We start from the raw sequence: 24588 nt of genomic DNA on the forward strand, positions 1-24588 counted from the left end.
GTGGCCCGGGGCCCGGGGGCAGCGGGCCGGCCGCTGTTCAGCGATTGTTCAGCAGCCGTTGAGCACGGACTGCAGTGCGACCTGAACGTTTCCGGTTGCTCGTCCGTCATAGCGGGACCACTCAGAAGGGACGGTTCATGAGAGGACGCCGCACACCTCATGCCGCTGAGAGTTCGACGCCGGCGACGGCTGGCGCCGCTCGATCGGCGGAGGGGCCAGAACCGCCTGGCGACGACATTGACGTATCACGCGTGCGGGCGGTCCTGGCTCTGGGAGGCGTGCCCTGGGGCCACCTGGACGACGGGGTGCAGGAGGTTCGGCTGAAGATGCTGGAGCAACAGGCCGACCCTGGGCGCGCGGCAGTGCGCAATCCGTCGGCGTGGAGCAGCGTCGTCGCCTCCCGCATCGCAGCTGACTGGCACCGTTCGGGAAAGCGGGAGGGCGGTCTGCAGGAGCGCCTCGCCGCCCGCTGGGCGAGGCAATCGGCAACGGAGCGGGAGGATGAACAACGAACCCTCGCGCTCGCAGTAGCCGCCGGCCTCGCCCGTCTGCCCGCCCAGCAACGACAACTGTTGACCCTCCGCTACTACAGCGACCTGACGGTGCGTGCCATCGCTGAAGTGATGGACATACCCGAAGGCACGGTCAAAAGCCGTCTGCACAAGGCCGTTGACGCGCTGCGTACACAACTCAGCGAGACGAAGGTGATCCACGATGACTCGACCGACTGAGGACGAGGAGAGCCAGCTTCGCCGAGCGTTCGCGCTCATCGGCGAAGAGGCGGCCCGCCCGGAGTCCGCCGAAGAATCCGGGCAGGGCGCGATACGGCGCAGAGCCGTGTACTCCCGGCGGGAACGGAGAAGGGGGCGAGCGGCCCTCCTGGCCGCAGCGGCTGCCTGCGCGGCCACTCTTGTTGTTGGGGTGGCTGTAGCAACGAGCGGCGGCTCCTCCGTTCCCGATGCTGACGGGGCGACCCGTGGACAGACATTCCCTGAGCTCGTGGCGTGCTCGAGAACCATCGTGGAGGGCACGGTGAAGGATGTCCGTCCCGCAGGCAAGGCGCATGTGCGGGTGACTGTGTCGGTGGACCGATGGCTCAAGCCCGGGACGGGACCCGGCACAACCACCCTCGACCTTGCCGACCCCGCCGTGCGAGACCCGGCAGAGGCTTATGGCCGGGGCGACCACGTGCTCATGGTGATCCCGTCGAACCGCGACCTCATCGCTACGACCTTCCCCTTCCAGGGGCAGGAAATCCCGGCGACGCGGGACCTGATCATCCGCACGCTGCCGGGAGTAACCGACGCCGACTGCCCGACTGCCTTCCGCTGACCCGCGAACCCCGAACGATGGCAGAGCCGGGAAGGGCCTGAGATCGCGGAGTCGGGTGGGCGCCTGCGAGCGGCGGCGGGTGGCAGGTTCGCGATCGGCGGTGAGCTGCCGACCGCGAACGACGTGCCCCTGCGGCCGGTCTCAGCAGCCGTTGAGCACGGACTGCAGTGCGGTCTTCTCGGCCGCGTCGACGGTCAGGTCGTAGTAGTGCTTCACGTGCACCCAGGCGCGGGCGTACGTGCACTTGTAGGCGGCGCGCGACGGGAGCCACTTGGCCGGGTCCTTGTCGCCCTTGGACTGGTTGACGTTGTCGGTGACCGCGATGAGCTGGGGGCGGGTCAGGTCGTTGGCGTACGACTGGCGTTGGGCGGTGGTCCAGCCGGAGGCGCCGGAGCGCCAGGCCTCGGCCAGCGGGACCATGTGGTCGATGTCCAGGTCGGATGCGGCGGTCCAGGTGGCGCCGTCGTACTCCGAGTACCAACTGCCGCTGACCGCGCTGCAGCTGGAGTTCTGCGAGACGTTCGTGCCGTCCCGCTTCAGCACCACCTCGCGGGTGTCGCAGGCGCCCGACTGGGTGATCCAGTGCGGGAACTTGTCCCTGCTGTATCCGCTGGAGGAACCTTCCGCCTGCACGGTCAGCTCGCTCAGATAGGTACGGGCGGTGGAGGCGGCGACCGGGGTGGGCATGGCGGCCTGGGCGCTGGGAGCCGTGAGCAGCCCGGTGGTTGCGGCGAGGGCGGCTGATGCGGCGAGGACGGCTATGCGACGCGCGTAGATACCTGACATGCGAACTCCCTTGATGTGGGGGGACCTTGGGCGGGTCGTCCGAAACGGCCCGGCCATCGTGGCGGCGCCAGGTTTCCGTGGGGTGGGCGCCAGGTAACAGAGTGGCGACATGGGCACGTCACATCAAGGGTTCTGACGAAGAGGGTCGGGGTGCGGGGGCGTGCGCAAGTGAGTGCGCGGGCGTACGGAACTGATGAGACGGCAGGCCCGCGCCGGGCCCGGGGCGTGCCTAAGGTGGCCGCGTGCTGCTACCGGTCACCATCACGCTCGGGGTCGTGCTCGCCCTGCTGCTCGCGGCGGCCGCGGGCATCGCCGCCTCCGCCTCGCTCGGCCGGTCGCGTCAGATCGTCCTGGCCGGGCTGCGGGCGGCGGTCCAGCTCGCCGCGGTCTCCTCGCTCATCGGCTGGGTGGTGCACGCCTTCGCGCCGACGTTCGCGTTCATCGCCTTGATGTTCGGCGTCGCGGTGTGGACCGCGGGGCGCCGCGTCACCGGCAACCGCACCTGGTGGTGGGTGGCCGTGCCGATCGGGGCGGGGGTCGTGCCGGTGGTCGCGGTGCTGCTGCTCACCGGCCTGGTGCCCGTCCGGGGCATCGCGCTCATCCCGGTGACCGGCATCCTGATCGGGGGCGCGCTGACCGCGACGGTACTCGGCGGGCGGCGCGCGCTCGACGAACTGGCCACCCGGCACGGGGAGGTGGAGGCGGCGATGGCGCTCGGCTTCCCGGACCGCGACGCGCGGCTGGAGATCGCCGGGCCCGCCGCGTCGGACGCGCTGCTGCCGGGGCTCGACCAGACCCGGACGGTCGGGCTCGTCACGCTGCCCGGGGCGTTCGTCGGCATGCTGCTGGGCGGCGCCTCACCCGTACAGGCGGGCGCCGTGCAACTGTTCGTGCTGGTGGCGCTGATGGCGGTGCAGGCGGCGGCCGTCGCGACCGTGCTGGAACTGGTGGCGCGCGGGCGCCTGCACCGTGACGGGGTGGGGGCCTCGGCTACCGGGCGCTGATGTGCAGCAGGACCGATCCGTCGGCCGCCGACTCCACCCGGATCCGTGTCAGGTCCTCGACGTGCGCGTCCGGGGAGAGCGCCGCCGCGCGCGGGCCGACGCCCACGACGCGCATGCCCGCCGCCCGGCCGGCCGCGATGCCCGCTTCGGAGTCCTCGAAGACGACGCAGTCCGCCGGATCGAAGCCCAGCCCGGCGGCGCCCTTGAGGAAGCCCTCCGGGTCCGGCTTGCTGGCGCCCACGCTCTCGGCGGTCACCTTCAGCTCGGGCATCCGCAGCCCGGCCGCGGTCATCCGGGCCTGCGCCAGTGCCAGGTCGGCCGAGGTGACCAGGGCGTGCGGCAGCGCGGCGATCGCGTCCATGAAGGTGCCCGCGCCGCCCACCGGGACGACGCCCTCGGTGTCGGCGGTCTCCTCGGCGAGCATCACCCGGTTGTCCGCGTAGTTCTGCTCCACCGGGCGGTCCGGGAGGAGCACCGCCATGGTGGCGTACCCCTGCCGGCCGTGGACCACCTTGAGCGCGGCCTCCGGGTCCAGCCCGTTCCGCAGCGCCCAGCGCCGCCAGCAGCGCTCCACGACGGCGTCGGAATTCACCAGGGTCCCGTCCATGTCGAGCAGAAGGGCGCGGGCGGACAGAACGGTGGCCGGCATGGGCGGGCTCCAGGCGGGGTGACGGTGCGGGGCGCGTGAGGCCCCGGGAAAGAGATCAAGCGGCCCCCGCCCGCCGGTCAGGGAGTGCGGTTGGGGGCCACTTTGTTTCATCACGATACAAAAACCTGCCGGGGAAAGCGAATCCCTGGCGGAGGCGGCGGTGCGGCCGCGACGCAGGGGTGCGGCAGCCGCGTCAGTAGCGTCCCCGGCCCGTCGTGATCGCCTCCAGCGCCCGCCGGGTGTTCGGCCCGTAGACCCCGTCGTCGTCGCCCTGGATGTACATGTACCGCTGGTAGCGGTGCACGGCGTCCTCGACGCGGTCCGTGTAGTCGGCGTCGGCGGCGCTCATGAAGAGCCCGATCTCCTGGAGGCGGCGCTGCAGCTCGGCCACCTCCGGGCCGTGGTCGCCGCGCCGCAGCGTGCCGCCCTCCTCCGCCAGTGCGGGCGGGGCCGCCGACTCCGGGTCCTCGGCGCCCGCGGTGGACGCCGGGGAGGACTCGGCGGCCGGGGCCGAGGCGGCGGTGGATGCCGGGGAGGACGCCGAGGTGCTCGCCGAGGGTGACGTGGACGCCGATGCCGAGGCGGACGCGGACGCGCCGGATGAGGCGGACGGGGACGCCGGGGCGGACCGGGAGGGCGGTGCGGAGGCGGAGGCCTTCGTGGAGGCCGACGGCGGGGCGCTCTCCTCGGGGAGGCTGGTCACCGCGGAGGGCAGGACCGGGTCCAGATCGGCGTCCCCGTTGTTGTCCCCGTTGAACAGCCCGCCGACGAAGGCCGCCGTGCCGACCACCGCGACGACGGCCGCCCCCACGGCCAGCGCCGCGAAGGGCCTGCGGCGGCGCGGGCGCACCGGGTCCGGCTCCGCCGTCAGGACCGGGGCGCCCGGGTGACCGTCAACGCCGACCGGGCCGTCCCTACCGTCCCCTCCGACCGGGCCGTTCCCGCCGGCCGCACCGCCGAAGCCGCCGGGAGCACCTGAAGCACCTGAAGCACCCGGAGCGCCCGGCCCGCCCAGCGCACCCGGCCCGCCCTGCGCATTCGGCCCGCCGGACGCCGGTCCCGCCGGGTCCAGGAACAGGGGCATCGTGGTGGCCGCGTCCCCCGCATGGCCGTCCGCCGGGTATCCCGTCGAGCCGTCCCGGCCGGCCGCCGGCCCCTCGCCGCCGGTCCCGGTCCCGGCCCCCGCCGGCTCCTCGCCGCCCAGCGTCACGTACGGCCGGATGCGCAGCGGGTCGAAGTCCTCCGCCGCCGCGAACTCGGCGGTCCGTCCGGCGTGGTGCTCCTGGACGACGCGGTGCCGCTCGGCCACCCGCTGTTCCTCGGTGACGTGCCGCTGTCCGCCGTCCCGCCGCGGCCCGGTACTGCCCCGGGCCGCGCCTTCCGCGCAGCCGCAGCCCGGTCCGGCGCCGGGTCTGCCGCCCGTACCGCACTCCGGGCACATATGTCCGGTCATTGTGGGTCCCCTCCCCTTGAACTGCCTGCGATTATGCAGCCCGCCGCCGGGAAGCCCAATCGTGCGGCCCCTCGGCAGGCCATAACTGAGCAAACCGGACAGGATGGGTGTCCAGCGGATCCGAGGAGATGTCTCATGGCCCAGCAGTTGAGCCCCCCGGCCCCGGCCCCGGGCGAAAACCGCTCCACACGGTCGGTCCTGGTGGCGATCGGTGCCCTGCTTCTCGGCATGCTGCTCGCCGCACTCGACCAGACCATCGTCTCCACCGCGCTGCCGACCATCGTCAGCGACCTCGGCGGCCTGGAGCACCTGTCGTGGGTGGTCACGGCCTATCTGCTGGCATCCACGGCCGCGACCCCGCTCTGGGGCAAGCTCGGTGACCAGTACGGGCGCAAACGGCTCTTCCAGATCGCCATCGTCATCTTCCTGATCGGCTCCGCGCTCTGCGGCATCGCCCAGAACATGCCGCAGCTGATCGGTTTCCGCGCCCTCCAGGGGCTCGGCGGTGGCGGTCTGATCGTGCTGTCGATGGCGATCGTCGGCGATATCGTCCCGCCGCGCGAACGAGGCAAGTACCAGGGTCTCTTCGGTGCCGTGTTCGGCGCGACGAGTGTGCTCGGCCCGCTCCTCGGCGGCTTCTTCACCGAGCAGCTCAGCTGGCGCTGGGTCTTCTACATCAACCTGCCCATCGGGGTCATCGCCCTCGCCGTGATCGCCGCCGTGCTGCACATCCCGGTCCGCCGGACGAAGCACACCATCGACTACCTCGGCACCTTCCTCATCGCCTCGGTCGCCACCTGCCTGGTCCTGGTCGCCTCGCTCGGCGGCACCACCTGGCCCTGGGGCTCGGCGCAGATCATCGGCCTCGCCGTGCTCGCCGTGCTGCTGCTGATCGTCTTCGTGTACGTGGAGCGGCGCGCGGCCGAACCCGTACTGCCGCTGAAGCTGTTCCGGATCAGGACCTTCAGCCTCGTCGCCGTGATCAGCTTCGTCATCGGCTTCGCGATGTTCGGCGCGATGACCTACCTGCCGACCTTCCTCCAGGTGGTGCACTCCATCACGCCGACGATGTCCGGCGTCCACATGCTCCCGATGGTGTTCGGCCTGCTCCTCACCTCGACCGGGTCCGGCCAGATCGTCAGCCGTACCGGCCGCTGGAAGATCTTCCCGATCCTCGGCACCGGCATCACCGCGATCGGCCTGCTGCTCCTGCACCGGCTCACGGAGAACAGCAGCACCCTGGAGATGAGCCTCTACTTCTTCGTCTTCGGCGCGGGACTGGGACTGGTGATGCAGGTCCTGGTCCTGATCGTGCAGAACGCCGTGAGCTACCAGGACCTCGGCGTCGCCACCTCGGGGGCGACCTTCTTCCGCTCCATCGGCGCCTCGTTCGGCGTCGCCATCTTCGGCACCATCTTCACCAACCGGCTCACCGACAAGCTCGAAGCGGCGCTCTCCGGCCGCACCCTGCCGCCCGGGGTCGACGCGGGCAGCCTGTCCGCCGACCCGCGCGCCATCGGCCAGCTGCCCCCCACGCTCCGGGGACCGGTGATCCACGCGTACTCGACGTCGATCACCGACGTGTTCCTGTACGCGGCCCCCGTCGTCCTGATCGCCTTCGTCTTCGCCTGGCTGCTCAAGGAGGACAAGCTGCGGGGATCGGTGACCGCCCCCGACCCCAGCGAGACCCTGGCGTCCAACCCGGTCGAGCGCTCCTCGTACGACGAATGCGCCCGCGCGCTCTCGGTGCTGGCCACCAGGGAGGGGCGCCGGGAGGTCTACGTGAAGATCACCGAGAAGGCCGGCCTCGACCTGCTCCCCGCCGCGAGCTGGATGCTGCTGCGTATCAAACGGCACGGCACCGTGGAGCCCGCCCGGCTCGCCGAGATCGCTCCGGTGCCGCTGCGGGTGATCAGCGAGGCGGGCCGGCAGCTGGAGGAACGCGGGCTGGCCCGCCGGGTCGGCGTGCAGCTGGTGCTCACCGAACCCGGCGCGGAGGCCGTCGTGAAGCTCTCGCACGCCCGGGAGGAGTCCCTGGCCGAGCTGCTGGGCGACTGGTGGGGCCCCGACCGGCCGACCGACCTGGTCGCCCTGGTGTCGGAGCTGACCGCCGAGACGAGTGGATCGAGCAAGGAGCGGCCGCACAGCCCCGAGCCGAGGCGCGACCACCAGGCCTGAGTGCCGGCGCCCGTCACACGGTGGCGCCGAGCTCCTTGGCGAACCAGTGCTCGGCGTACTGGCGGTGGTGGAACGCCGGGACCTCCAGATAGCCGTGTTTCGCGTACAGCCCGCGTGCCTCGACCAGGTCGTTGCGGGTGTCGAGCCGGATCTGCCGGATGCCGAGGGCCCGTGCCCGGCTCTCGACCGCCGCGAGCAGCAGCCCGCCACCGCCCGTGCCGCGCGCCTGCGGCCGTACGAACACCCGGGTCAGCTCCGCGACCCCGTCGCCCTTCACGAGCAGCCCGGCGCAGGCGGCCGCCCGCCCGCCGAAGCGGCCCACGACGAACTCACCGGTCGGCGGGACCAGCAGCTCGGCGCCGTCGTCGGTGAGCCCCTCGTCGATCTCGTCGGGGGTCGCGGGCCGCTCCCAGTAACGGCTGGCGACCTCGTCGTAGTAGTCCCGGCGCAGCAGCGCGGCATCGGGGGAGTCGAAGCGTTCGGGCGTCACGGTCCACGTCATTGGTTCATTCTGTCTTCCGCACAACCGTGCGGAGAAGCGATTTTGGTGCAGGGGGCATCGGTGGCACAGGAGACGGGACCGACGACGGGGGCCGGGGCGGTCCAGCGGCTCGGCGAGCGGTGGATACGGGAGCTGGCCGGGCCGGGCGGCGGGAGCTTCGTCTGCTCGCCGGCCGGGCTCTGGCTGGCCCTGGCCGTGGTCGCGGCGGGGGCGCGCGGGGAGACCGCCGACGAACTGCGCGCGGTGCTGGGGGTGGCGGAGCGGCAGGCCGCCGACGCGGTGACGGCCCGGGTGCGCGAGCTGGCGGTCACCGACGCGCTGGGGGTGGCGACCCGGGTGTGGACCCGGGTGCCGGTCTACCGGGAGTACCGGGAGGCGCTGCCCGGCATCGGCTTCGGGCCGATGGACACCACCGGGGTCGACGCCTGGGTACGGGAGGCCACCGGCGGCCTGATCGAGCGGCTGCCGCTGGACATCAGCGACGAGATGCTGCTGGTGCTCGCCAACGTACTGGCGCTGAAGGCGCGGTGGGACGAGCCGTTCGATCCCGAGGAGACCTGCGACCTGCCGTTCACCGACGCGGCCGGGGCGCGGCGCGCGGTGCCGACCATGTACACCACACGTGCGCCGTGGGACGGCTGGACGGTGCGTGGCACCCAGGTCGTCGAGCTGCGCTGCCGCACCGAGCGCAGCGGCGGCGCCCCGGCCCGGGTCCGACTGGTGCTGGGGGCGCCGGGCGCGGGCGCGGCGGACGTACTGCCTGCGGGCTGGGCGCCGCAGGAGCTGCGCACCCCGCTGGAGACGGACGTCCTGAGTATCGCGGTCCCGCGATTCACCTTGCGTACGAACGTTCAGGTGACCGAGCAGCTGGCGGCGCTCGGGATCCGGGTCGCCACCACTCCCCTCGCGGATTTCGGGTGGATCTCGCCCGAGCCGCTGATGATCTCCCAGGTGGTGCAGGAGGCCGTGGTGAAGGTCGCGGAGGAAGGTGTGGAGGCTGCGGCGGTGACCGTCATCGCCGCGCCGGGGGGCGCGCCGCCCGTGCCGCGGCGCTACCTGCACATCGCCTTCGACCGGCCGTTCGGGATCGTGGTCCTGGACGGCAGCGGCGAGGTCCCGCTGTTCACGGGCTGGCAGGCGGACATCCCGGCCGAGGAGGACTGAGCCCGGCGGTGCCCCGCGCTCACCGCAGCGGTGGCGGCGCGAGGACGGGCGGCGGCGGTGTCACAGGGCGTCGCCGCCGCGCCCGCGCCACCAGCACCGCCGCCGCGACCGCCACCGCCACGGCACCGAGCAGCGTCAGTACCCAGGCCGGTACGGGCCCCGCGGTCAGCATCTCGTCGCGGTAGTACGTCGTCCGGTACGGGGTGTCGGCGGCCGTCGCCCGCAGGTGGTGGTCGCCGTCGATCAGCTCGGGCCGGGGGAAGGACTGGCTGATCGCCGTGAGGAACACCGGTTTCCCGCCCGTCAGCCTGTCCAGCACCGGGTGATCGCCGCCGTCCTGCCCGGCGCCGACCCGTCCCGCGTACGTCACCTGCGGCGCCGGCCCGCCGATCCGGCCGCGCGGCTCCATCCGGTGCGCCGCCAGCACGTAGAGCCCCAGCGACTGCGGCGTCGTGGCGAGCCGGGACAGCCGCATCGGGTAGACCGGCTCGTCGCTGGCGAAACGCAGCCGCAGTGGGTCGAGCCGGCCGAGCAGCGGGCCGCCCTTCTCCTGCGGGGCGAGGCGGATCGCCACGTACTCCCACTTCTGCTCGACGTAGGGCCGCAGCGCCGTCGACAGCCGGTCCGGGAGCTCGAAGCCGTTGTCCGTCAGCCAGCCCTCCAGGGCCGCGGGATCCGTCGCGGTCAGCCGGGCCACGTCGAACGGGCCGAGCCGCTCCCGGCCCACCACGCCGACGGGTGCGGCGGCCGAGGGGGCGGCGGAGTCCCCGGAGGAGTCGCCCGAGCCGCCGAACGGCCAGTCGTCGGCGTGTGGCCAGAAGTAGTGCCGGGTCTCGCGGACCGGCGCGGTGAGGGTTTCGAGCTCGGAGAAGAGAGAGGCATCACCCAGCTCGACCGTGGCGCGGTGCGGCACCGGCATGATCCACGCCGCGTCCGGCGCGTTCCCGCGGACCGTGAGCTGCATCACGATCTGCTCGGCGCCACCCGACCAGCTGACCACGGAGGTCTCCCGCTCGACCGAGACCTGACTGTCCCGGTCCACCACCATCGCCCCGCAGCCGCAGGCGTACGCCGGTGCTATCAGCGAGCCGATCTGCAGCGACACCAGCATCATGACCAGTGACAGCGCCCGGACCGCCCACGCACGCGATCCGGCCCGCACCCCTTGACCCGTCCCCGCCCACCGCATGCCGGCTCCTCCCCCGTAGGCACTGGATACGGGCTCAGACGTGGGGGCGGCCGGGCCGGTTCCGGCCACCCGGCACCGGTCCGGCCGGACCGCCGAGCATTCTTTCGGACAAAAGCCGGATGACAGTCAGGCGAAGAGGGGGTTGATTGTGTCTACCTCATAGCGCAATGCGAAGGTTTCACAGCATGCCCGAATCGAGGGCCGGCACAAGACGGCGGGAGGGTCGGCGCAGCGTGGCGAATGCGGAGCACAGTGTGCGCGGAGATGCGACGACAGAGGCGAGGACCGGGGCGGCCCGGGTGGTTCTCTGGCTGGTTGTGGCCGCGTTGGCCGTACGGCAGATGGCGGTGGTGCTGCGGCAGCAGCCTGGCGAACGGCTCACCGATCTGGAGACCTGGACCGGTGAGAACGGTGTGCTTCATGTGACGGGCTCGCTGTACGACACCGACCGGTTCACCGGAACCCCCTTCGCCGGGCTGGTGCTCAAGCCGCTCACCCGGAGCGCCGAACAGAGCCTCGGGGTCGCCTGGACCTTCGGCTCGCTGCTCCTCGTCGCCGCCCTCGGCGTCATCGTGGCACGCGCCCTGCCGGGCCCGGTCAACCGGCGCACCGCGCTGTTCGCGGCGCCCGTCGCGATCACCCTGCTGATGCTCTCGCTGCCGGTCCGCAACACCCTCTACCTGGGCCAGACCAGCATCCTGCCGGTCCTCCTGGTGCTCGTCGGCTGCTTCGTGGTCCGCGGGGAGCGCGCCTCGGGCGTCCTGATCGGCATCGCCGCCGCGCTCCAGCCGACCGTGCTGCTGTTCGCCGCGCTGCTCTGGCTGACCGGCAGACGCCGGGCCGCCCTGACCGGTGGCGCCGCGTTCGCCGCCTGCACGGCCCTGGCCTGGGCGGCGATGCCGCACGACTCGTGGACGTACTGGGTGCACCACGTCGCCGGGGCCGGCCTCGGCGACCAGGCCGACAGCCTCGCCAACCAGTCCCTGCACGGCGCGCTGCTCCGGTTCGGTCTTGAGGGCCCGCTGGAGATCGCGCTCTTCCTCGTCCTGGCGGCGGCCGTCTGCTTCGTCGGTCTGCGCCGCGCCGTTCGGTACGCGCACGACGGCCAGCTGCTGCTCGCCGTGGCCGTCACCGGCTGCGTCGCCGTCGCCGTGTCGCCGACCGCCTGGCAGCACCAGCTGCTGTGGGTGCTGCTCGCGGTGGTCGGCCGGGTCGGCACGCGCGCCTCGGACCGGATGGTGTGGCCGGCGGTCGTGGTCCTCGTGATCACGCTGCCCGGCAAGATGCTGCTGCCCAACATCGAGGCGATGTTCCCGGTGCGCGACAACGTGCTGCTGATCGCCGCGCTCGGTGCCGCGTGCGCCGCCCCGTTCCTGCCGCGCACCTCGCCGTACTGGCAGCAGCCCGTCCCGACCGACTACGCGGCCCCGGTCCCGGCCCGCTGGAGCCGGGTGCCGCTGGTGCCGTTCTGGCGGCGGGTGCTCAGCCGGCCCAACCTGCTGCTGGAACTCCTGCTGATCAGGGTCGTCTACTCGGCCTACCAGCACGTCAGGCTGGCCGCGACGGCCGGCCGCGCCACCGCCGAGCACCACGGCCGGCAGATCCACACGGCCGAGCAGTGGCTGCACATCGACATCGAGCACTGGGCCAACCACGCGGTCGTCAAGGTCGGCTGGCTGCGGGACTTCTTCGACTACTACTACTCGACGTTCCACTTCATCGTGCCGCTGTCGATCCTCGCCGTGCTGTACGTGCGCCGCCCCGCGGACTACCGCTGGGTCCGCAGTTCCATCGGGTTCGCCACGGTCCTGGCCCTGGTCGGGTTCTGGCTCTACCCGCTGGCCCCGCCGAGGCTGATGCCGGGGCTCGGCTTCATCGACACCGTCCACGGCGTCCAGGACTTCGCGAAGCCCGACTACGGCACGCTGACCGGGGTGACCAACCAGTACGCCGCGATGCCCTCGCTGCACTTCGGCTGGTCGCTGTGGTGCGGTGTGGTGATCGTGATGCTCGCCCCGAAGGCCTGGATGAAGCTCCTCGGGGTGCTGCACCCGCTGTTCACGGTCTCCGCGATCATCGCGACGGGCAACCACTGGGTGCTCGACGCGGTGGGCGGCGCAGCGGTGGTCGCGCTCGGCTTCGGGCTGACCCACGTGCTGTCCGGACCGCGCCGGCTCCAGGAGCCCGTGACGGCGGCGAACGCCGGGAGGGCGGGACGGGCCGGGACGACGGAACCGGACCCGGAACGGGAACCGCTCCCGGAGCCGAAGGTGGACGGCGGGGCGGTGGCCGGCAAGCCGTAGCCACCGGCGGCCGCCCGTACCGCAGGCCGAAGGGGCGGCGGGGACACGTACACGTCCCCGCCGCCCCTTCGGCAGGTGGATCGTCGCGCGAGCTGCATCCGTCCACCGGGCCCGCCCGCCACCGCGAGCTGCATCCGTCCACCCGGCCCGCCCGCCACCGCGAGCTGCACCCGTCCACCGGGCCCGCCCGCCACTCGGACGGCTCAGCGGCCCGGCCCCAGGGCCCAGGCGGCGAAGGACAGCGTGAGCATCGAGACCACCGTGGAGGCCACCACGGCATTGCGGGCGAGCGCGGTGTCCAGGCCGTACTCCCGGGCGTAGATGAAGGCGTTCTGAGCCGTCGGGAGCGCCGAGCAGAGCACCACGGCCAGCACCTGGTGGTCCGACAGCCCCAGCAGGGGACCGGCGACGAGGAAGGCGACCAGGGGCTGCGCCAGCGTCTTCAACGCGACCGCGACCCCGACCTCGGCACGTCCCGAGCCCCGTCCGCCCGCCTCCGGCACCCCTTCGCTCCCGCCTCGGGGGCCGCCGTGCAGCGACAGGCCCAGCGTGACCAGCGCCGTCGGCACGGCGGCGGCACCCAGCAGGTCGCAGGAGTGGGTGAGGGCGGCCGGCAGCCGCAGCCCGGCGGCGGAGACGGCGACCCCGAGCAGCGACGCCATGATGACCGGATTGCGGACCGGCATGGTCAGCATCCGCCGCAGACCGCCGCCGGGACGCCCGCCGCCCGGTCCGCCGGCCGCCCGGGTCCCCGAGTCCAGCAGGGTCAGGATCACCGGTGAGACCAGCAGCACCTGGAACAGGATGACCTGCGCGACGAACGAGGCGTCACCGAGCACCCGCACCGCCACCGGGATGCCGAGGTTGGCGGAGTTGACGTAGCCGGAGGCCATGCTGCTGACCGCCCCGTCGGCCCGCCCGCGGCCGAAGAGCCGCCGGGCCACCACGTACCCCAGGCCGGACACCAGCGCGGTGGCCGCCCCGAACGCCACCACCGACAGATGGGCGAAGTCGGCGGGCCGGGAACCCGACACCATCCCGAACAGGGCGGCCGGCATGGCCACATGGAAGACGAACCGGCCGAGTACCGCTTCGGCGTGCACCCCGAGCAGCCTGCTGCGGCCGACCGCGTAACCGGCGGCGGTCAGCAGCCAGATGGGCGCGAAGGCGGAGAGCAGGGCATGCATACCCGCCATGATCCCGTCACGTCCGTCCGGCACCCGTGCGGGGTGCGGACGGACGTTCGGGACGGTCTGACCGGGCCGTTCGGGGAGGTCGGGGCGCCCGGACCGCTGAGCTCAGGCGTTCGTGGTGCTCACCTGGAGCTGCTTGATGCCGTTCAGCCAAGCCGACCGCAGCCGTCGCGGATCGCCCACCAGGCGCAGGCCGGGCAGCACGTCGGCGATGGCGTTGAAGATCAGGTCGATCTCCATGACGGCGAGGGACTTGCCCAGGCAGAAGTGCGGACCGCCGCCGCCGAAGCCGAGGTGCGGGTTGGGATCGCGGGTGATGTCGAACTCCTCCGGGCTCTCGAAGACCTCGGGGTCGTTGTTGGCCGAGGAGTAGAACATCCCGACCCGGTCGCCCTTCTTGATCTGCTGCCCGCCCAGTTCGAGGTCCTGGGTGGCGGTCCGCTGGAAGGAGACCACCGGCGTGGCCCAGCGGACGATCTCCTCGGCGGTCGTCCCGGGCCGCTCGCGCTTGTACAGCTCCCACTGCTCGGGGTGGGTGAGGAAGGCGTGCATGCCGTGGCTGATCGCGTTGCGGGTGGTCTCGTTTCCGGCCACGGCGAGCAGGATGACGAAGAAGCCGAATTCGTCCGAAAGCAGGTTGCCCTCGCCCTCCGCGGCGACCAGCTGGGAGACGATGTCCTTGGCCGGGCACTCCTTGCGCGCCGCCGCGAGGTTCATCGCGTACGAGACCAGCTCCATGGCCGCCTCGGCGCCGATCTCCTCGGTGATCGCGTACTCCGGATCGTCGTACGAGGCCATCTTGTTGGACCAGTCGAAGATCCGGCTGCGGTCCTCCTGCGGTACGCCGATCAGCTCGGCGATGGCCTGGAGCGGCAGTTCGACGGCGATGTTGTTGACGAAGTCGAAGGAGCCGTCGTCGTCCGAGGCGGCCAGCGCCGTCTCGACGATCGAGCGTGCCCGGCTGCGCAGCGCCTGCTCCAGCGAGCGGACGGCGCGCGGGGTGAAGCCCCGCTGGACGATCTGGCGGACCCGGGTGTGCTCGGGCGGGTCCATGTTCAGCATGATCATCTTCTGGACGTCGATCTGCTCGCGGCTGATCGTCTCGTTGAAGCGGATGACCGCGGTGTTGGTGTTCGACGAGAACAGCTCGGGGTGGGTCGACACGTACTTGACGTCCGCGTGCCGGGTGACGGCCCAGTAACCCTCGTCGTCGAAGCCGGAGATGCCGGCGGGCTGGGTGCACCACCAGACCGGCGCGGTCTCCCGCATCCGGGCGAACTCCGGGTGCGGGATGCGGGATTGGAGCAGATCGGGATCGGTGAAGTCGAACCCTTCGGGCAGATGGGGGCAGGGCATCGGCAACTCCAGGTCGGTCCGAGAGCCGCCCGAGCGATGCCTGACGACCCATCAGAAGTTGCCCGAAAGGTAGTAACGAGTTCTACAACTGACAAGGGGTGTGGCCCGATCTGTTGCGTGAAGCATCCGTGAACCAGGCCGGTTTGTGGTGGGTGCTGGCAGTGAAGCATGGGCAAGGTCCGTGCAAGCCCCTTGCGTACCGGGGGTAATCCTCATAAGACTGCACGAAGAACTAGAACGCGTACTAGTTCCTTCCGTGGGCGCCGGGACGCCTCTGCGGAAGTGTGAGGAGAGGACGAGCTCATGGCCGCGGAACCCGTCATCGTCGAAGCCGTACGCACTCCCATCGGCAGGCGCGGAGGCGCGCTCGCCAACCTGCACCCCGCCTATCTGCTGGGTGAGACCTACCGTGAACTTCTCGGCCGGACCGGCATCCACGCCGACTGCGTCGAACAGATCGTCGGCGGCACCGTCACCCACGCCGGCGAGCAGTCCATGAACCCCGCGCGCAACGCCTGGCTCACCGTGGGGCTCCCGTACGAGACCGCCGCCACGACCGTGGACTGCCAGTGCGGCTCCTCGCAGCAGGCCTCCCACATGGTCGCCAACATGATCGCGGCCGGGGTCATCGACGTCGGCATCAGCTGCGGGGTCGAGGCGATGTCGCGGGTGCCGCTGGGCAGCGGCTCCAAGCACGGTCCCGGCAAGCCGTGGCCCGACGAGTGGAACGTCGACCTGCCCAACCAGTTCGAGGCCGCCGAGCGCATCGCCCGCAAGCGCGGCCTCACCCGCGGGGACGTCGACGCGCTCGGCCTCGTCTCCCAGGAGCGGGCGGCCGCCGCCTGGGCCGAGGAGCGCTTCAAACGCGAGACCTACGCCGTCCAGGTGCCCACCACCGAGGCGGAACAGGCCGCCGGACAGGGCATGTGGCGGCTGGTCGACCGGGACGAGGGGCTGCGCGACACCACGACCGAGGGGCTCGCCGGCCTCAAGCCGGTGATGCCCACCGCCATCCACACCGCGGGCAACTCCTCGCAGATATCCGACGGCGCCTGCGCGATCATGTGGGCGTCCAAGCGCATGGCGCGGGCCCTCAAGCTCAAGCCGAGGGCCCGGATCGTGGCCCAGGCGCTGGTCGGCTCCGACCCGCACTTCCACCTCGACGGCCCCGTGGACGCCACCCGCGCGGTGCTCGGCAAGGCCGGGATGTCGCTCAAGGACATCGACATCGTGGAGATCAACGAGGCCTTCGCCTCGGTGGTCCTGAGCTGGGCCCAGGTCTTCGAACGGGACCTCGACGGGCTCGCGAAGGTCAACGTGAACGGCGGCGCCATCGCGCTCGGCCACCCGGTCGGCGCCACCGGGGCCCGGCTGATCACCACGGCCCTGCACGAACTGGAGCGCAGGGACAAGGAGTTCGCGCTCATCACCATGTGCGCGGGCGGGGCGCTCGCCACCGGGACGATCATCCAGCGGTTGTAGCGCCCGGCCGCGCGGGGGCCGGCCCCCGGCCCGGTGGTGCGGTCAGGTGCACCCCGGTGCGGGGGCGTACGCGGATGTCGGCGGCGCCCCCGGCTGCCTAACTTCATGGTCATGGAAAACAACGCGAGCAACTCCGCCCGGACGACCGCCGCCCGACGCCTCCTGGCCGCCGCCACCGTGGTGGTCCTCGCCGCACTGGGCACGGTTCCCGCCTCGGCGGCCGGGCACTCCGGGTCCGGCCGCCAGGCCCCGGCGCGCCACACGCCCGCACCCGCCGCCGCCCACCACGACGAGCGCGGCGGACTCCTCGCCCTCACCCCGGTGGCCCGCGTCGGCCGGGCGGGCGTCGCGGACTTCCTCGCCACGGCGGGCATGGACACGGCCACCGTCCGGCACGGTGTCCTGGCCTACCGCCTCACCTACCGCACCGTCACCCCGCAGGGCGCTCCCACCACCGCCACCGGCCTCCTCGTGCTCCCCGAGGGCGGCGCGCACCGGCTGGACCTGGTCTCCGACACCCACGGCACGATGGTCCACCGCGACTACGCGCCCTCGGTCGGCGAGGACTCCGGCCGCTACGCCTCCTACCTCCAGGCCTCGGCCGGGCGGGCGGTCGCCGCGCCGGACTACCTGGGGCTCGGCAAGGGACCCGGATTCCACCCGTACATGGACACCCGGTCCGCCGTCACCGCGACGCTCGACATGCTCCGCGCCTCGCGCACCGCCGCCCGGCGGCTGGGCCGGCCGCTCACCGGCGACGTGTACGCGAGCGGCTTCTCGCAGGGCGGCCAGGTCGCCATGGCGCTCGGCAAGGCCCTTGAGGGCGGCGCCGACCGGCGCTTCACCCTGCGGGCCCTGGCCCCCGTCTCGGGGCCCTACGACATCGAGCACGCCGAGATGCCCGGCACCTTCGACGGCAGCATCAACGACACCAGCGCCCTCTTCTACATGACGTACTTCCTCACCGCGCAGAACCGGATCCACCCGCTCTGGAAGGACCCCTCCGAAGCCTTCCGGAAGCCCTACGCGGACATCGTCGAGGGCCTCTTCGACTCCGGCCACACGGAGGAGGAGATCTTCATGTCGCTGCCCGGGACGCTGAGGGAACTGCTCACGGACGACTACTACGAGGCGATCCGGCACCCGGCCGGCGCCCTGCTCGCCGCCGTCCGCGCACAGGACGGCAACTGCGCCTGGAAGCCGGACGTCCCGGTGCGGCTCTACTCCTCGTCGGGCGACACCGACGTACCCATCGCCAACGCCCGCAACTGCGCGGCCGACCTGGCGAAGCGGGGCGTCCGGGCGCCCGTGACCGACCAGGGCCCGGCCGGCCACAACGAGACGTACCTGAAGTCGGGTCCGCAGATCGTGCGCTGGTTCGACGCCGAGTCGGCCCGGCACTGATCCCGGGCGCGCACGCCGACAGCCCCGGCCGCGTTGCGGTCGGGGCTGTCGGGTTCACCGGCGGACGGAGTCCGGGCCGGCTCAGTACCAGCTGTTGGCCTGCCAGAACGACCAGGCGCCGCACGGGCTGCCGTAGCGGGAGTTCATGTAGTCCATGCCCCACTTGATCTGGGTGGAGGCGTTGGTCTGCCAGTCGGAGCCGGCGGACGCCATCTTCGAACCGGGCAGGGCCTGGACCAGGCCGTAGGCGCCGGAGGAGGCGTTGGTCGCGCTCGGGTTCCAGCCGCTCTCGTGGCTGACGATGTTGCTGAAGCACTGGAACTGCGACTCGTCACCGATCATCTGCCTGGCCGTGTCCTGGGCACTGCCGCCGGAGGACGTCGGCGCGGCGGACGGGGCCGCCATGGCTGAGGTCGCGCCCACGGCCACACCGCCGACGCTCAGGAGGACGGCGGCGCCGGCCATGACGGTCTTGCGACGGGCGTTGCGGGGCTTGGCGACAAGGGTGCTGGCGAACGACACATTGAACCTAACGTCGGGAACGGATGGGCCGCCTGCCGGTCCGAATCCTGCCTGGCCCGGTGCTCGTTGACCGCTGTCCGTATCCGGTGGACGCTGCGGTGCTCGGCGACGTCAACCAGTGTTAGCGGCGCCGTTCAGCCACCGCAACGACCCCCGTTACGACCCCGCATCGCACCCAGGACCGAAGGTCCCGAACCACCCCAAAACGCTTCATAGCAGGTCGGAGGGGATGCCAGGGAGGCCGCAGCACCTGCGCGACGGCTCCTATTCCGCTTCGTACAGGACCAAGGTCCTGTGGGTGCCCTCACTCGCCCGGGACGTCGAATGTGACCTGGGCCTCGAAGTTGGCGCGCCTGGTGGCCCGCCGCAGCGCCTTCAGCAGCGCCGCCCCGACCGTCAGCGTCAGTACGACGGTGAGCACGGCCCGGCCCAGGTCCCAGCCGGCCGAGGTGGCCGTGCAGTAGGCGAGGAAGCGCACCAGGTTGTCGCCCAGCGGGTCACCGGGGTGGAAGGAGATTCCCGAACCGAGGCCCGGCACGATGGTCCAGCCGTACAGATTCATGACCGTCCCGTACGCGAACGCCGCCACCGCCCCGTAGCCCGCCAGCATCAGCAGCTCGGCCCGCCCGCGCAGCCGGTCCGGTGCGGGCAGCAGGCCCGCGCCCATCGTGAACCAGCCCATCGACAGCATCTGGAACGGCATCCACGGGCCCACCCCGCCGGTCAGCAGCGCGGACGCGAACATCGTCACCGAGCCGAGCACGAAGCCGAAGCCCGGCCCCAGCACCCGCCCGCTCAGCACCATCAGGAAGAACATCGGCTCCAGCCCCGCCGTGCCCGCCCCCAGCGGCCGCAGCGCCGCGCCGACCGCGGCCAGCACCCCCAGCATCGCCACCGCCTTCGCGTCCAGCCCGGCGTCCGCGATCATCGCGACCACCACCCCGACCAGCAGCGGCAGCAGCGCGGCGAACAGCCACGGCGCGTCCTGCGCGTGCGCGAGACCCGAATCGGCCCCGGCCAGCAGCGGCCAGCCGAAGGCGACCACGCCGATCGCGCTGATCAGCACCAGCGCGGCGACGGCCCGCGGCCCGAGCCGCACCGGCCGGGCACCCCGGCCCGTCGTGCCGCTCACGCGCCACCCCCCAGCGCCGCGCCCACCTGGGACACGGTGAGCCACTCCTGCGGGGCGAGGATCTTCGAGATCTGCGGGGCGAACGCGGGGGACGACACCACGACCTCCGGGGTCGGCCCGTCCGCCACGACATCGCCGTCGGCCAGGATCACCACCCGGTGCGCCAGCTCGGCGGCCAGCTCCACGTCATGGGTGGCCAGCACGATCGCGTGGCCCTCGGCCGCCAGTGCGCGCAGCACCCCGACGAGCCGGGCCTTCGCCGCGTAGTCCAGACCCCGGGTCGGCTCGTCCAGGAGGAGCAGCGGGGGCCGGGCGGTGAGTACGAGGGCGAGGGCCAGGGCGAGGCGCTGGCCCTCGGAGAGATCACGGGGGTGGGTGTCGTCCGGTACGCCGGGCAGCAGCTCGGACACCAGGGCCCGGCAGCTGCCCGGCGCGGCGCCCGCGTCGGCGTCCGCCGCCGCGCACTCGGCGGCGACCGTGTCCGCGTACAGCAGGTCGCGCGGCTCCTGCGGTACGAGGCCGACCCGGCGCACCATCTCGCGCGGCGGCGTGCGGTGCGGGGTCCGGCCGCCGACCAGGACGCTGCCGGAGGTGGGCTCGACCATGCCCACGAGGGCGGCGAGCAGGGTGGACTTGCCGGCGCCGTTGCGTCCCATGAGCGCGACGGTCTCGCCGGGCGTGACGGTGAGCGTGACCCGGCGCAGCGCCTCGATCCGGCCGCGCCGCACCCCCAGGCGTTCGATCCGGGTGGTGGCGTCGGTGACCGGTCCGGGCGCGGCGGTCACCTGCGGGCCGCGCCCGAGGAGCCTGGCCAGGCCGGAGCGCCGGGCGGCGGGGCGGGGCGCGGGGCCCGTCCCGGCCGGCAGCCGGGGCCCGGCCGTGCCGGAGACCGGTCCGGGCCGCTCGCCCGCCAGCGCCTCGCGCATGCCGGCGGCCCGCCGCCGGGCGTCCCGCACCGAGAGCGGCAGCGGGTCCCAGCCCGCGAGGCGCCCCAGCGCCACGACCGGCGGGTGCACCGGCGAGAGGGCCATGACATCGGCGGGGGTGCCCATCACGGGGGCGGCGCCCGGCGCGGGCAGCAGGACGACCTGGTCGGCGTACTGCACGACGCGCTCCAGCCGGTGCTCGGCCATCAGGACCGTCGTGCCCAGGTCGTGGACGAGCCGCTGGAGCACCGCGAGGACCTCCTCGGCCGCCGCCGGGTCCAGCGCGGACGTCGGCTCGTCCAGGACCAGCACCCGGGGGTGCGGGGTGAGGACGGAGCCGATCGCGACCCGCTGCTGCTGGCCGCCGGAGAGCGTGGCGATCGGCCGGTCCCGCAGCCCGGCCAGGCCCAGCAGGTCGAGGGTCTCCTCGACCCGCCGCCGCATCACGTCCGGGGCCAGGCCCAGCGACTCCATGCCGTACGCCAGCTCGTCCTCGACCGTGTCGGTCACGAAGTGGGAGAGCGGGTCCTGGCCCACCGTGCCGACCAGATCGGCCAGCTCGCGGGGCTTGTGCGTACGGGTGTCGCGCCCGTCCACGGTGACCCGGCCGGTCAGCCGGCCCCCGGTGAAGTGCGGCACCAGCCCCGACACGGCACCCAGCAATGTCGACTTGCCGACGCCCGATGGGCCGACGAGCAGCACCAGCTCACCCTCGGGAACGGTCAGGTCGACCCCCGACAGGGCGGGGCGCCCGGCCCCCTCGTACCGCACCGAAACATCGTCGAACCGGATCACACCTGCTCCTCGAAGCCTGTGGGGGAAGGCGGGACGGGCGCGACCAGCGCGGGCAGCAGACCGATCAGCACCGCGGCGGCGGGCCACAGCGGCAGCACCGGTGCGGTCAGCGGTACGACCCCGGGGTGCAGCGCCGCCGGATCCACGGCGCCCGCCCGGATCATCGCCACCGCGACCGCCGCACCGGAACCCGCGACCAGCCAGGCCCGTACGCCCCACCGGTCGGGCCGGTAGCGGGTCCGCACCGAACGCGCCCCGCCGAGCCGCAGCCCGGCCATCGCCGCCACCAGCCCGGCGATCAGCAGCGGCAGCCCGTACACGGCGCCCTGCGCGGCCAGCAGCCCGTAGGTGCCGGCGCAGACCCCGAGCAGCCCGCCGAGGGTGAGGACGTTGGTGGTGTGCCGGACGGCGGCGGGCACCTGGGCGGTACGCCCGTAGCCGCGCGCGTCCATCGATGCGGCCACCGCGACCGACCGTTCCAGCGCGCCCTCCAGGACCGGCAGCCCGATCTGGAGCACGGCCCCGACCCCGCCGGTCGCCCGGCCCCGAAGCCGCCGGGCGGTGCGCAGCCGCACCACGTCGGCGACCAGGTTCGGCGCGAACGTCATCGCGACGACGACCGCCACCCCGGCCTCGTACAGCGCACCGGGCAGCGACTTCAGCAGCCGGGCCGGATTGGCGAGCGAGTTCGCCGCGCCGACGCAGATCAGCAGGGTGGCCAGCTTCGCGCCGTCGTACAGCGCGAACAGCAGTTGCTCGGCGGTGACCCGGCCGCCGATCCGCACCCCCTTCGCCCAGTCCGGCAGCGGCACCTCGGGCAGGGTGAACACCACGTGCGTGCCGGGGATCGGTGAGCCGAGGAAGACCGAGAACAGCAGCCGCACCCCGATGACGAACAGCCCGATCTTGATGAACGCCGCGTAGGAGCGGGCCCAGGGCGCGTCCGTGCGGCGCGCGGCCACCACGTAACCCGCCACGCCCACCAGCAGGCCGAGCAGCAGCGGATTGGTCGTCCGGGACGCGGCGGTGGCGAGTCCCAGCGCCCACAGCCACCAGGCCCCGGCGGGCAGCGCGTTGCTCCGGGTCGCGGCGGGGGCGCGCCAGACCGGGGCCGGGGCGACGGCCGCCGGGGCGCTCCCGGTGCCGTCCGTCGAGCCGTTCATCCGCGGCGGCGGCGGGCCTGTGCGACTGCGGCGATGCCGAGCAGGAGGACGGCGCCGACCCCGAACAGCACCCCGGCGGACGGACCGCCGCCGGAGCCGCCGCTGCGGGCGGCGGCGGAGGAGGCCGACGCGGGTGCGGACGGGTCCGCGGTCGCCCGGCCGCTCTCGGTGCCGGTGGTTCCCGAGACCTGCTCACCGCAGCCCGCGACCGGATAGCCGGAGATCGCGCACAGCAGCGCGTCACTCCCGTAGCGCAGCGGCTTGGCCACCGATGCGAGGGCCTCCGCGCTGCTGGCGTCCTTCGGGACCCGCGCGCACGCGGTGCGCAGCGCGGGCGGGGTCTCGCCCTGCGGCGCGTCGGCGGCGGTGCCGGAGTCGATGACGAGTGCGATCCGCTTGGCGTTGTCCCGGGCCGGGGTGCCGGCGCAGATCGCCCCGAAGTCGGGGGAGCGGCGCGGCTTCGCCGCGTCCTGCGAGTCGGCGCTCACGGCGAACCGGAAGCCCTGCACCGAACCGTCGTCCGGCCGGACCAGGGACGGCCCCTGGGTGGCGTACGCCCACCCGCTGCCGGAGCCCTCCCAGAAGGACCAGTAGCGGTAGCCCGCGGCCTGGGCCGTACCCGTGCCGAGCACGGCCAGGACGGCGCCCAGGACCACCAGCAGCACGGCGGTCCGGCAGCCCCTCACAGCTGCTGGTTCTTCCGGCGGCCGCTGATCAGGAAGCCGGCGCCCGCGCCGACGGCGAGGCCGATCCCGACGAACCACCAGACACCGCCGATCCCGTCCCCGTCGCCGCTGTCCTTCTTCTCCTCGTCCTCGGTGGCGGTCGGCTTCGGCGTCGAAATGGAGGCGGGGGCCGGCCCGGTCGCGTTCAGCCGGGTGACGAGGTCGGCGCCGCCGAAGTCGTGCACGTCGGCGCCGGTGGAGTGGGCGGCCATGACCAGCTGGGCATAGGCGGCCGGGCCGCTCTGCTCGGCCCAGGCGGCGGAGTTCTTCGCCAGCCAGTCGACGGAGGCGGCGGCCTTGTCCTTGTGCCCGGAGGCGGACAGGGCGACGACCGCGTCGGCGGTGTTGCCGAAGTCGGGCTGCGGGGCGCTGTCCTCGGCCCCCGGCATCGGCGGCTGGTCGAGGTGGCCGGTCTTCGCGAGGGCCCCGGCGAGGTAGTGGGCGCCGTTCTGGGCGGCCCGCTCCGGCCTGAGCGGGGCGCTGCCCTTCTCGCAGGTGGGCGCCTTGGCCGCGGCGGTGTCGCCGACGACGAGCCCCTTGCCGAGCGCGGCGAGGACGCCTGCGGCGGTGGCGTCGGCGTTGGCGACGAGCTTGCCGGCCTTGTCGGGCTGGTAGGCGAAGGCGCCGCCGTCCTTGCCGCCGCAGGGGATGGCGAAGCCGAGCAGCGCGTTGTAGGGGGTCTTGCCGCCGTGCGTCGTGATGTCCCCGAGCCGCTCGCCGGCGCGGGAGAGGGCGCCGATCACGATCGAGGTGGAGTTCGCGTCACTGGGCCCGCCGGCGGTGTATCCCCAGCCGCCGTCCTCGTTCTGGACGGACTTCAGCCAGTCGAGCCCGTTGGCGACGAGCTCCTGGTGCTTGCCGACCTCGTGCAGCGCCTGCACGGCGGCCGCCGTCGCGTTGGTGTCGATCACGGTCTTGGCGTCGCACGGCACGGAGGGGTCGGGGCGGTACGCGGGAAACGCCCCGCTGTCGCACTGCTGTCCGACCAGCCAGTCCACGGCCTTCGCGGCGGGCATGACGCCCACGGCCCGCTGCGACACGAAGGCCAGTGACTGCCGCCACACCCCGTCGTACGTCGGGTCCGTCGTGCCGTACAGCCCCGAGGGCAGCGCCGCCGACGGGGAGGGGGACGGTGCGGCGACCGCGGCCGGGGCTGCGGCTGCGGCCGCGCAGAGCACGGCAGCGGTGGCGGCGAGCGCGGCTGCGCTGCGGCGTACGGTCATGGCGGGCGGGGCCTCTCCTGCGGGAACCGGGCTCAGGCGCACTCAGGCACCGGGCTCCGGCTCCGTATACCTCGACGGTGCCGGCCACCGGGGTCCCGATGGCACGA

The 24588-nt window shown here is 73.1% G+C and carries 21 protein-coding genes; 8 read left to right on the plus strand and 13 right to left on the minus strand.

Features of this window, described 5'->3' with window-relative positions; translation table 11 throughout:
• The first annotated feature begins 137 nt into the window (after positions 1-137).
• On the plus strand, positions 138-731 hold the full coding sequence (locus EDD93_RS19045; protein ID WP_123526277.1) for an RNA polymerase sigma factor: 594 nt from the start codon (positions 138-140) through the stop codon (positions 729-731).
• A 301-nt stretch (positions 732-1032) separates the two neighbouring features.
• Entirely contained in the window at positions 1033-1332 is a 300-nt protein-coding gene (locus EDD93_RS40270) for a hypothetical protein (protein ID WP_260255779.1), read from the plus strand.
• A 141-nt stretch (positions 1333-1473) separates the two neighbouring features.
• Here the strand turns inward: EDD93_RS40270 and EDD93_RS19055 are convergent, their stop codons facing one another.
• Positions 1474-2118 (minus strand): HNH endonuclease family protein, encoded by a 645-nt coding sequence (locus EDD93_RS19055; protein WP_123526279.1) that lies wholly within the window; start codon positions 2116-2118, stop codon positions 1474-1476.
• 242 nt (positions 2119-2360) lie between these two features.
• Between EDD93_RS19055 and EDD93_RS19060 the strand changes: the two genes are divergently transcribed.
• On the plus strand, positions 2361-3122 hold the full coding sequence (locus EDD93_RS19060; protein WP_123526280.1) for an ABC transporter permease: 762 nt from the start codon (positions 2361-2363) through the stop codon (positions 3120-3122).
• On the opposite strand, the gene EDD93_RS19065 is transcribed toward EDD93_RS19060, so the two are convergent.
• Together EDD93_RS19065 and EDD93_RS19070 are read right to left on the minus strand one after the other, a co-directional pair.
• A complete protein-coding gene (locus EDD93_RS19065) occupies positions 3109-3771 on the minus strand; it encodes an HAD-IA family hydrolase (RefSeq protein WP_123526281.1) in 663 nt (220 codons plus the stop codon). The two genes, EDD93_RS19060 and EDD93_RS19065, sit on opposite strands and share 14 nt — an antisense overlap.
• A gap of 193 nt (positions 3772-3964) precedes the next feature.
• A complete protein-coding gene (locus EDD93_RS19070; protein ID WP_123526282.1) occupies positions 3965-5224 on the minus strand; it encodes a peptidoglycan-binding protein in 1260 nt (419 codons plus the stop codon).
• A 135-nt stretch (positions 5225-5359) separates the two neighbouring features.
• Here EDD93_RS19070 and EDD93_RS19075 point away from each other — a divergent pair, with 135 nt between their 5' ends.
• Complete coding sequence (locus EDD93_RS19075) at positions 5360-7402, plus strand: MDR family MFS transporter (protein WP_123526283.1); 2043 nt, start codon at positions 5360-5362, stop codon at positions 7400-7402.
• Positions 7403-7415: 13 nt separating this feature from the next.
• Here EDD93_RS19075 and EDD93_RS19080 read toward each other — a convergent pair whose 3' ends face one another.
• Positions 7416-7904, minus strand: a complete 489-nt coding sequence (locus tag EDD93_RS19080; protein ID WP_123526284.1) for a GNAT family N-acetyltransferase — start codon at positions 7902-7904, stop codon at positions 7416-7418.
• Positions 7905-7964: 60 nt separating this feature from the next.
• Here EDD93_RS19080 and EDD93_RS19085 point away from each other — a divergent pair, with 60 nt between their 5' ends.
• Positions 7965-9068 (plus strand): serpin family protein, encoded by a 1104-nt coding sequence (locus EDD93_RS19085; RefSeq protein WP_123526285.1) that lies wholly within the window; start codon positions 7965-7967, stop codon positions 9066-9068.
• A 19-nt stretch (positions 9069-9087) separates the two neighbouring features.
• On the opposite strand, the gene EDD93_RS19090 is transcribed toward EDD93_RS19085, so the two are convergent.
• On the minus strand, positions 9088-10179 hold the full coding sequence (locus tag EDD93_RS19090) for a DUF2330 domain-containing protein (RefSeq protein ID WP_123527859.1): 1092 nt from the start codon (positions 10177-10179) through the stop codon (positions 9088-9090).
• A 263-nt stretch (positions 10180-10442) separates the two neighbouring features.
• Here EDD93_RS19090 and EDD93_RS19095 point away from each other — a divergent pair, with 263 nt between their 5' ends.
• A complete protein-coding gene (locus EDD93_RS19095) occupies positions 10443-12560 on the plus strand; it encodes a bifunctional glycosyltransferase 87/phosphatase PAP2 family protein (RefSeq protein ID WP_123526286.1) in 2118 nt (705 codons plus the stop codon).
• A gap of 203 nt (positions 12561-12763) precedes the next feature.
• Here EDD93_RS19095 and EDD93_RS19100 read toward each other — a convergent pair whose 3' ends face one another.
• Positions 12764-13756, minus strand: coding sequence for an AEC family transporter (locus EDD93_RS19100; RefSeq protein ID WP_123526287.1), 993 nt, complete (start codon positions 13754-13756; stop codon positions 12764-12766).
• 102 nt (positions 13757-13858) lie between these two features.
• Entirely contained in the window at positions 13859-15109 is a 1251-nt protein-coding gene (locus EDD93_RS19105) for a cytochrome P450 (RefSeq protein ID WP_123526288.1), read from the minus strand.
• A 303-nt stretch (positions 15110-15412) separates the two neighbouring features.
• On the opposite strand from EDD93_RS19105, the gene EDD93_RS19110 reads away from it, so the two are divergent.
• Together EDD93_RS19110 and EDD93_RS19115 are read left to right on the plus strand one after the other, a co-directional pair.
• Complete coding sequence (locus tag EDD93_RS19110) at positions 15413-16591, plus strand: steroid 3-ketoacyl-CoA thiolase (protein ID WP_123526289.1); 1179 nt, start codon at positions 15413-15415, stop codon at positions 16589-16591.
• Positions 16592-16696: 105 nt separating this feature from the next.
• Positions 16697-17995: an alpha/beta hydrolase gene (locus EDD93_RS19115; protein ID WP_123526290.1), complete on the plus strand. Its 1299-nt coding sequence runs from the start codon at positions 16697-16699 to the stop codon at positions 17993-17995.
• A gap of 81 nt (positions 17996-18076) precedes the next feature.
• On the opposite strand, the gene EDD93_RS19120 is transcribed toward EDD93_RS19115, so the two are convergent.
• From EDD93_RS19120 to EDD93_RS19145, 6 genes are all read right to left on the minus strand, one after another.
• On the minus strand, positions 18077-18517 hold the full coding sequence (locus EDD93_RS19120; RefSeq protein ID WP_123526291.1) for a transglycosylase SLT domain-containing protein: 441 nt from the start codon (positions 18515-18517) through the stop codon (positions 18077-18079).
• A 304-nt stretch (positions 18518-18821) separates the two neighbouring features.
• Positions 18822-19649 (minus strand): ECF transporter S component, encoded by an 828-nt coding sequence (locus EDD93_RS19125; RefSeq protein ID WP_123526292.1) that lies wholly within the window; start codon positions 19647-19649, stop codon positions 18822-18824.
• Positions 19646-21370: an ABC transporter ATP-binding protein gene (locus EDD93_RS19130; protein WP_123526293.1), complete on the minus strand. Its 1725-nt coding sequence runs from the start codon at positions 21368-21370 to the stop codon at positions 19646-19648. The genes EDD93_RS19125 and EDD93_RS19130 overlap by 4 nt, the downstream gene beginning before the upstream one ends.
• Positions 21367-22533 carry an energy-coupling factor transporter transmembrane component T gene (locus EDD93_RS19135; RefSeq protein WP_123526294.1) on the minus strand — a complete coding sequence of 389 codons (1167 nt, stop codon included), beginning with the start codon at positions 22531-22533 and terminating at the stop codon, positions 21367-21369. The genes EDD93_RS19130 and EDD93_RS19135 overlap by 4 nt, the downstream gene beginning before the upstream one ends.
• A complete protein-coding gene (locus EDD93_RS19140) occupies positions 22530-23219 on the minus strand; it encodes an SCO2322 family protein (RefSeq protein ID WP_123526295.1) in 690 nt (229 codons plus the stop codon). The genes EDD93_RS19135 and EDD93_RS19140 overlap by 4 nt, the downstream gene beginning before the upstream one ends.
• Positions 23216-24481: a prenyltransferase/squalene oxidase repeat-containing protein gene (locus EDD93_RS19145; RefSeq protein WP_123526296.1), complete on the minus strand. Its 1266-nt coding sequence runs from the start codon at positions 24479-24481 to the stop codon at positions 23216-23218. The genes EDD93_RS19140 and EDD93_RS19145 overlap by 4 nt, the downstream gene beginning before the upstream one ends.
• Positions 24482-24588: the final 107 nt, after the last annotated feature.

Source organism: Streptomyces sp. 840.1 (assembly GCF_003751445.1).
Classification (GTDB): Bacteria; Actinomycetota; Actinomycetes; order Streptomycetales; family Streptomycetaceae; genus Streptomyces.

Coding starts and splice junctions, on each gene's coding strand:
- EDD93_RS19045 (WP_123526277.1), top strand. CDS start 138: ATGAGAGGACGCCGCACACCTCATGCCGCTGAGAGTTCGACGCCGGCG.
- EDD93_RS19100 (WP_123526287.1), bottom strand. CDS start 13,756: ATGGCGGGTATGCATGCCCTGCTCTCCGCCTTCGCGCCCATCTGGCTG.
- EDD93_RS19070 (WP_123526282.1), bottom strand. CDS start 5,224: ATGACCGGACATATGTGCCCGGAGTGCGGTACGGGCGGCAGACCCGGC.
- EDD93_RS19075 (WP_123526283.1), top strand. CDS start 5,360: ATGGCCCAGCAGTTGAGCCCCCCGGCCCCGGCCCCGGGCGAAAACCGC.
- EDD93_RS19135 (WP_123526294.1), bottom strand. CDS start 22,533: ATGAACGGCTCGACGGACGGCACCGGGAGCGCCCCGGCGGCCGTCGCC.
- EDD93_RS19065 (WP_123526281.1), bottom strand. CDS start 3,771: ATGCCGGCCACCGTTCTGTCCGCCCGCGCCCTTCTGCTCGACATGGAC.
- EDD93_RS19115 (WP_123526290.1), top strand. CDS start 16,697: ATGGTCATGGAAAACAACGCGAGCAACTCCGCCCGGACGACCGCCGCC.
- EDD93_RS19080 (WP_123526284.1), bottom strand. CDS start 7,904: ATGACGTGGACCGTGACGCCCGAACGCTTCGACTCCCCCGATGCCGCG.
- EDD93_RS19145 (WP_123526296.1), bottom strand. CDS start 24,481: ATGACCGTACGCCGCAGCGCAGCCGCGCTCGCCGCCACCGCTGCCGTG.
- EDD93_RS19090 (WP_123527859.1), bottom strand. CDS start 10,179: ATGCTGGTGTCGCTGCAGATCGGCTCGCTGATAGCACCGGCGTACGCC.
- EDD93_RS19110 (WP_123526289.1), top strand. CDS start 15,413: ATGGCCGCGGAACCCGTCATCGTCGAAGCCGTACGCACTCCCATCGGC.
- EDD93_RS19095 (WP_123526286.1), top strand. CDS start 10,443: ATGCCCGAATCGAGGGCCGGCACAAGACGGCGGGAGGGTCGGCGCAGC.
- EDD93_RS19055 (WP_123526279.1), bottom strand. CDS start 2,118: ATGTCAGGTATCTACGCGCGTCGCATAGCCGTCCTCGCCGCATCAGCC.
- EDD93_RS19105 (WP_123526288.1), bottom strand. CDS start 15,109: ATGCCCTGCCCCCATCTGCCCGAAGGGTTCGACTTCACCGATCCCGAT.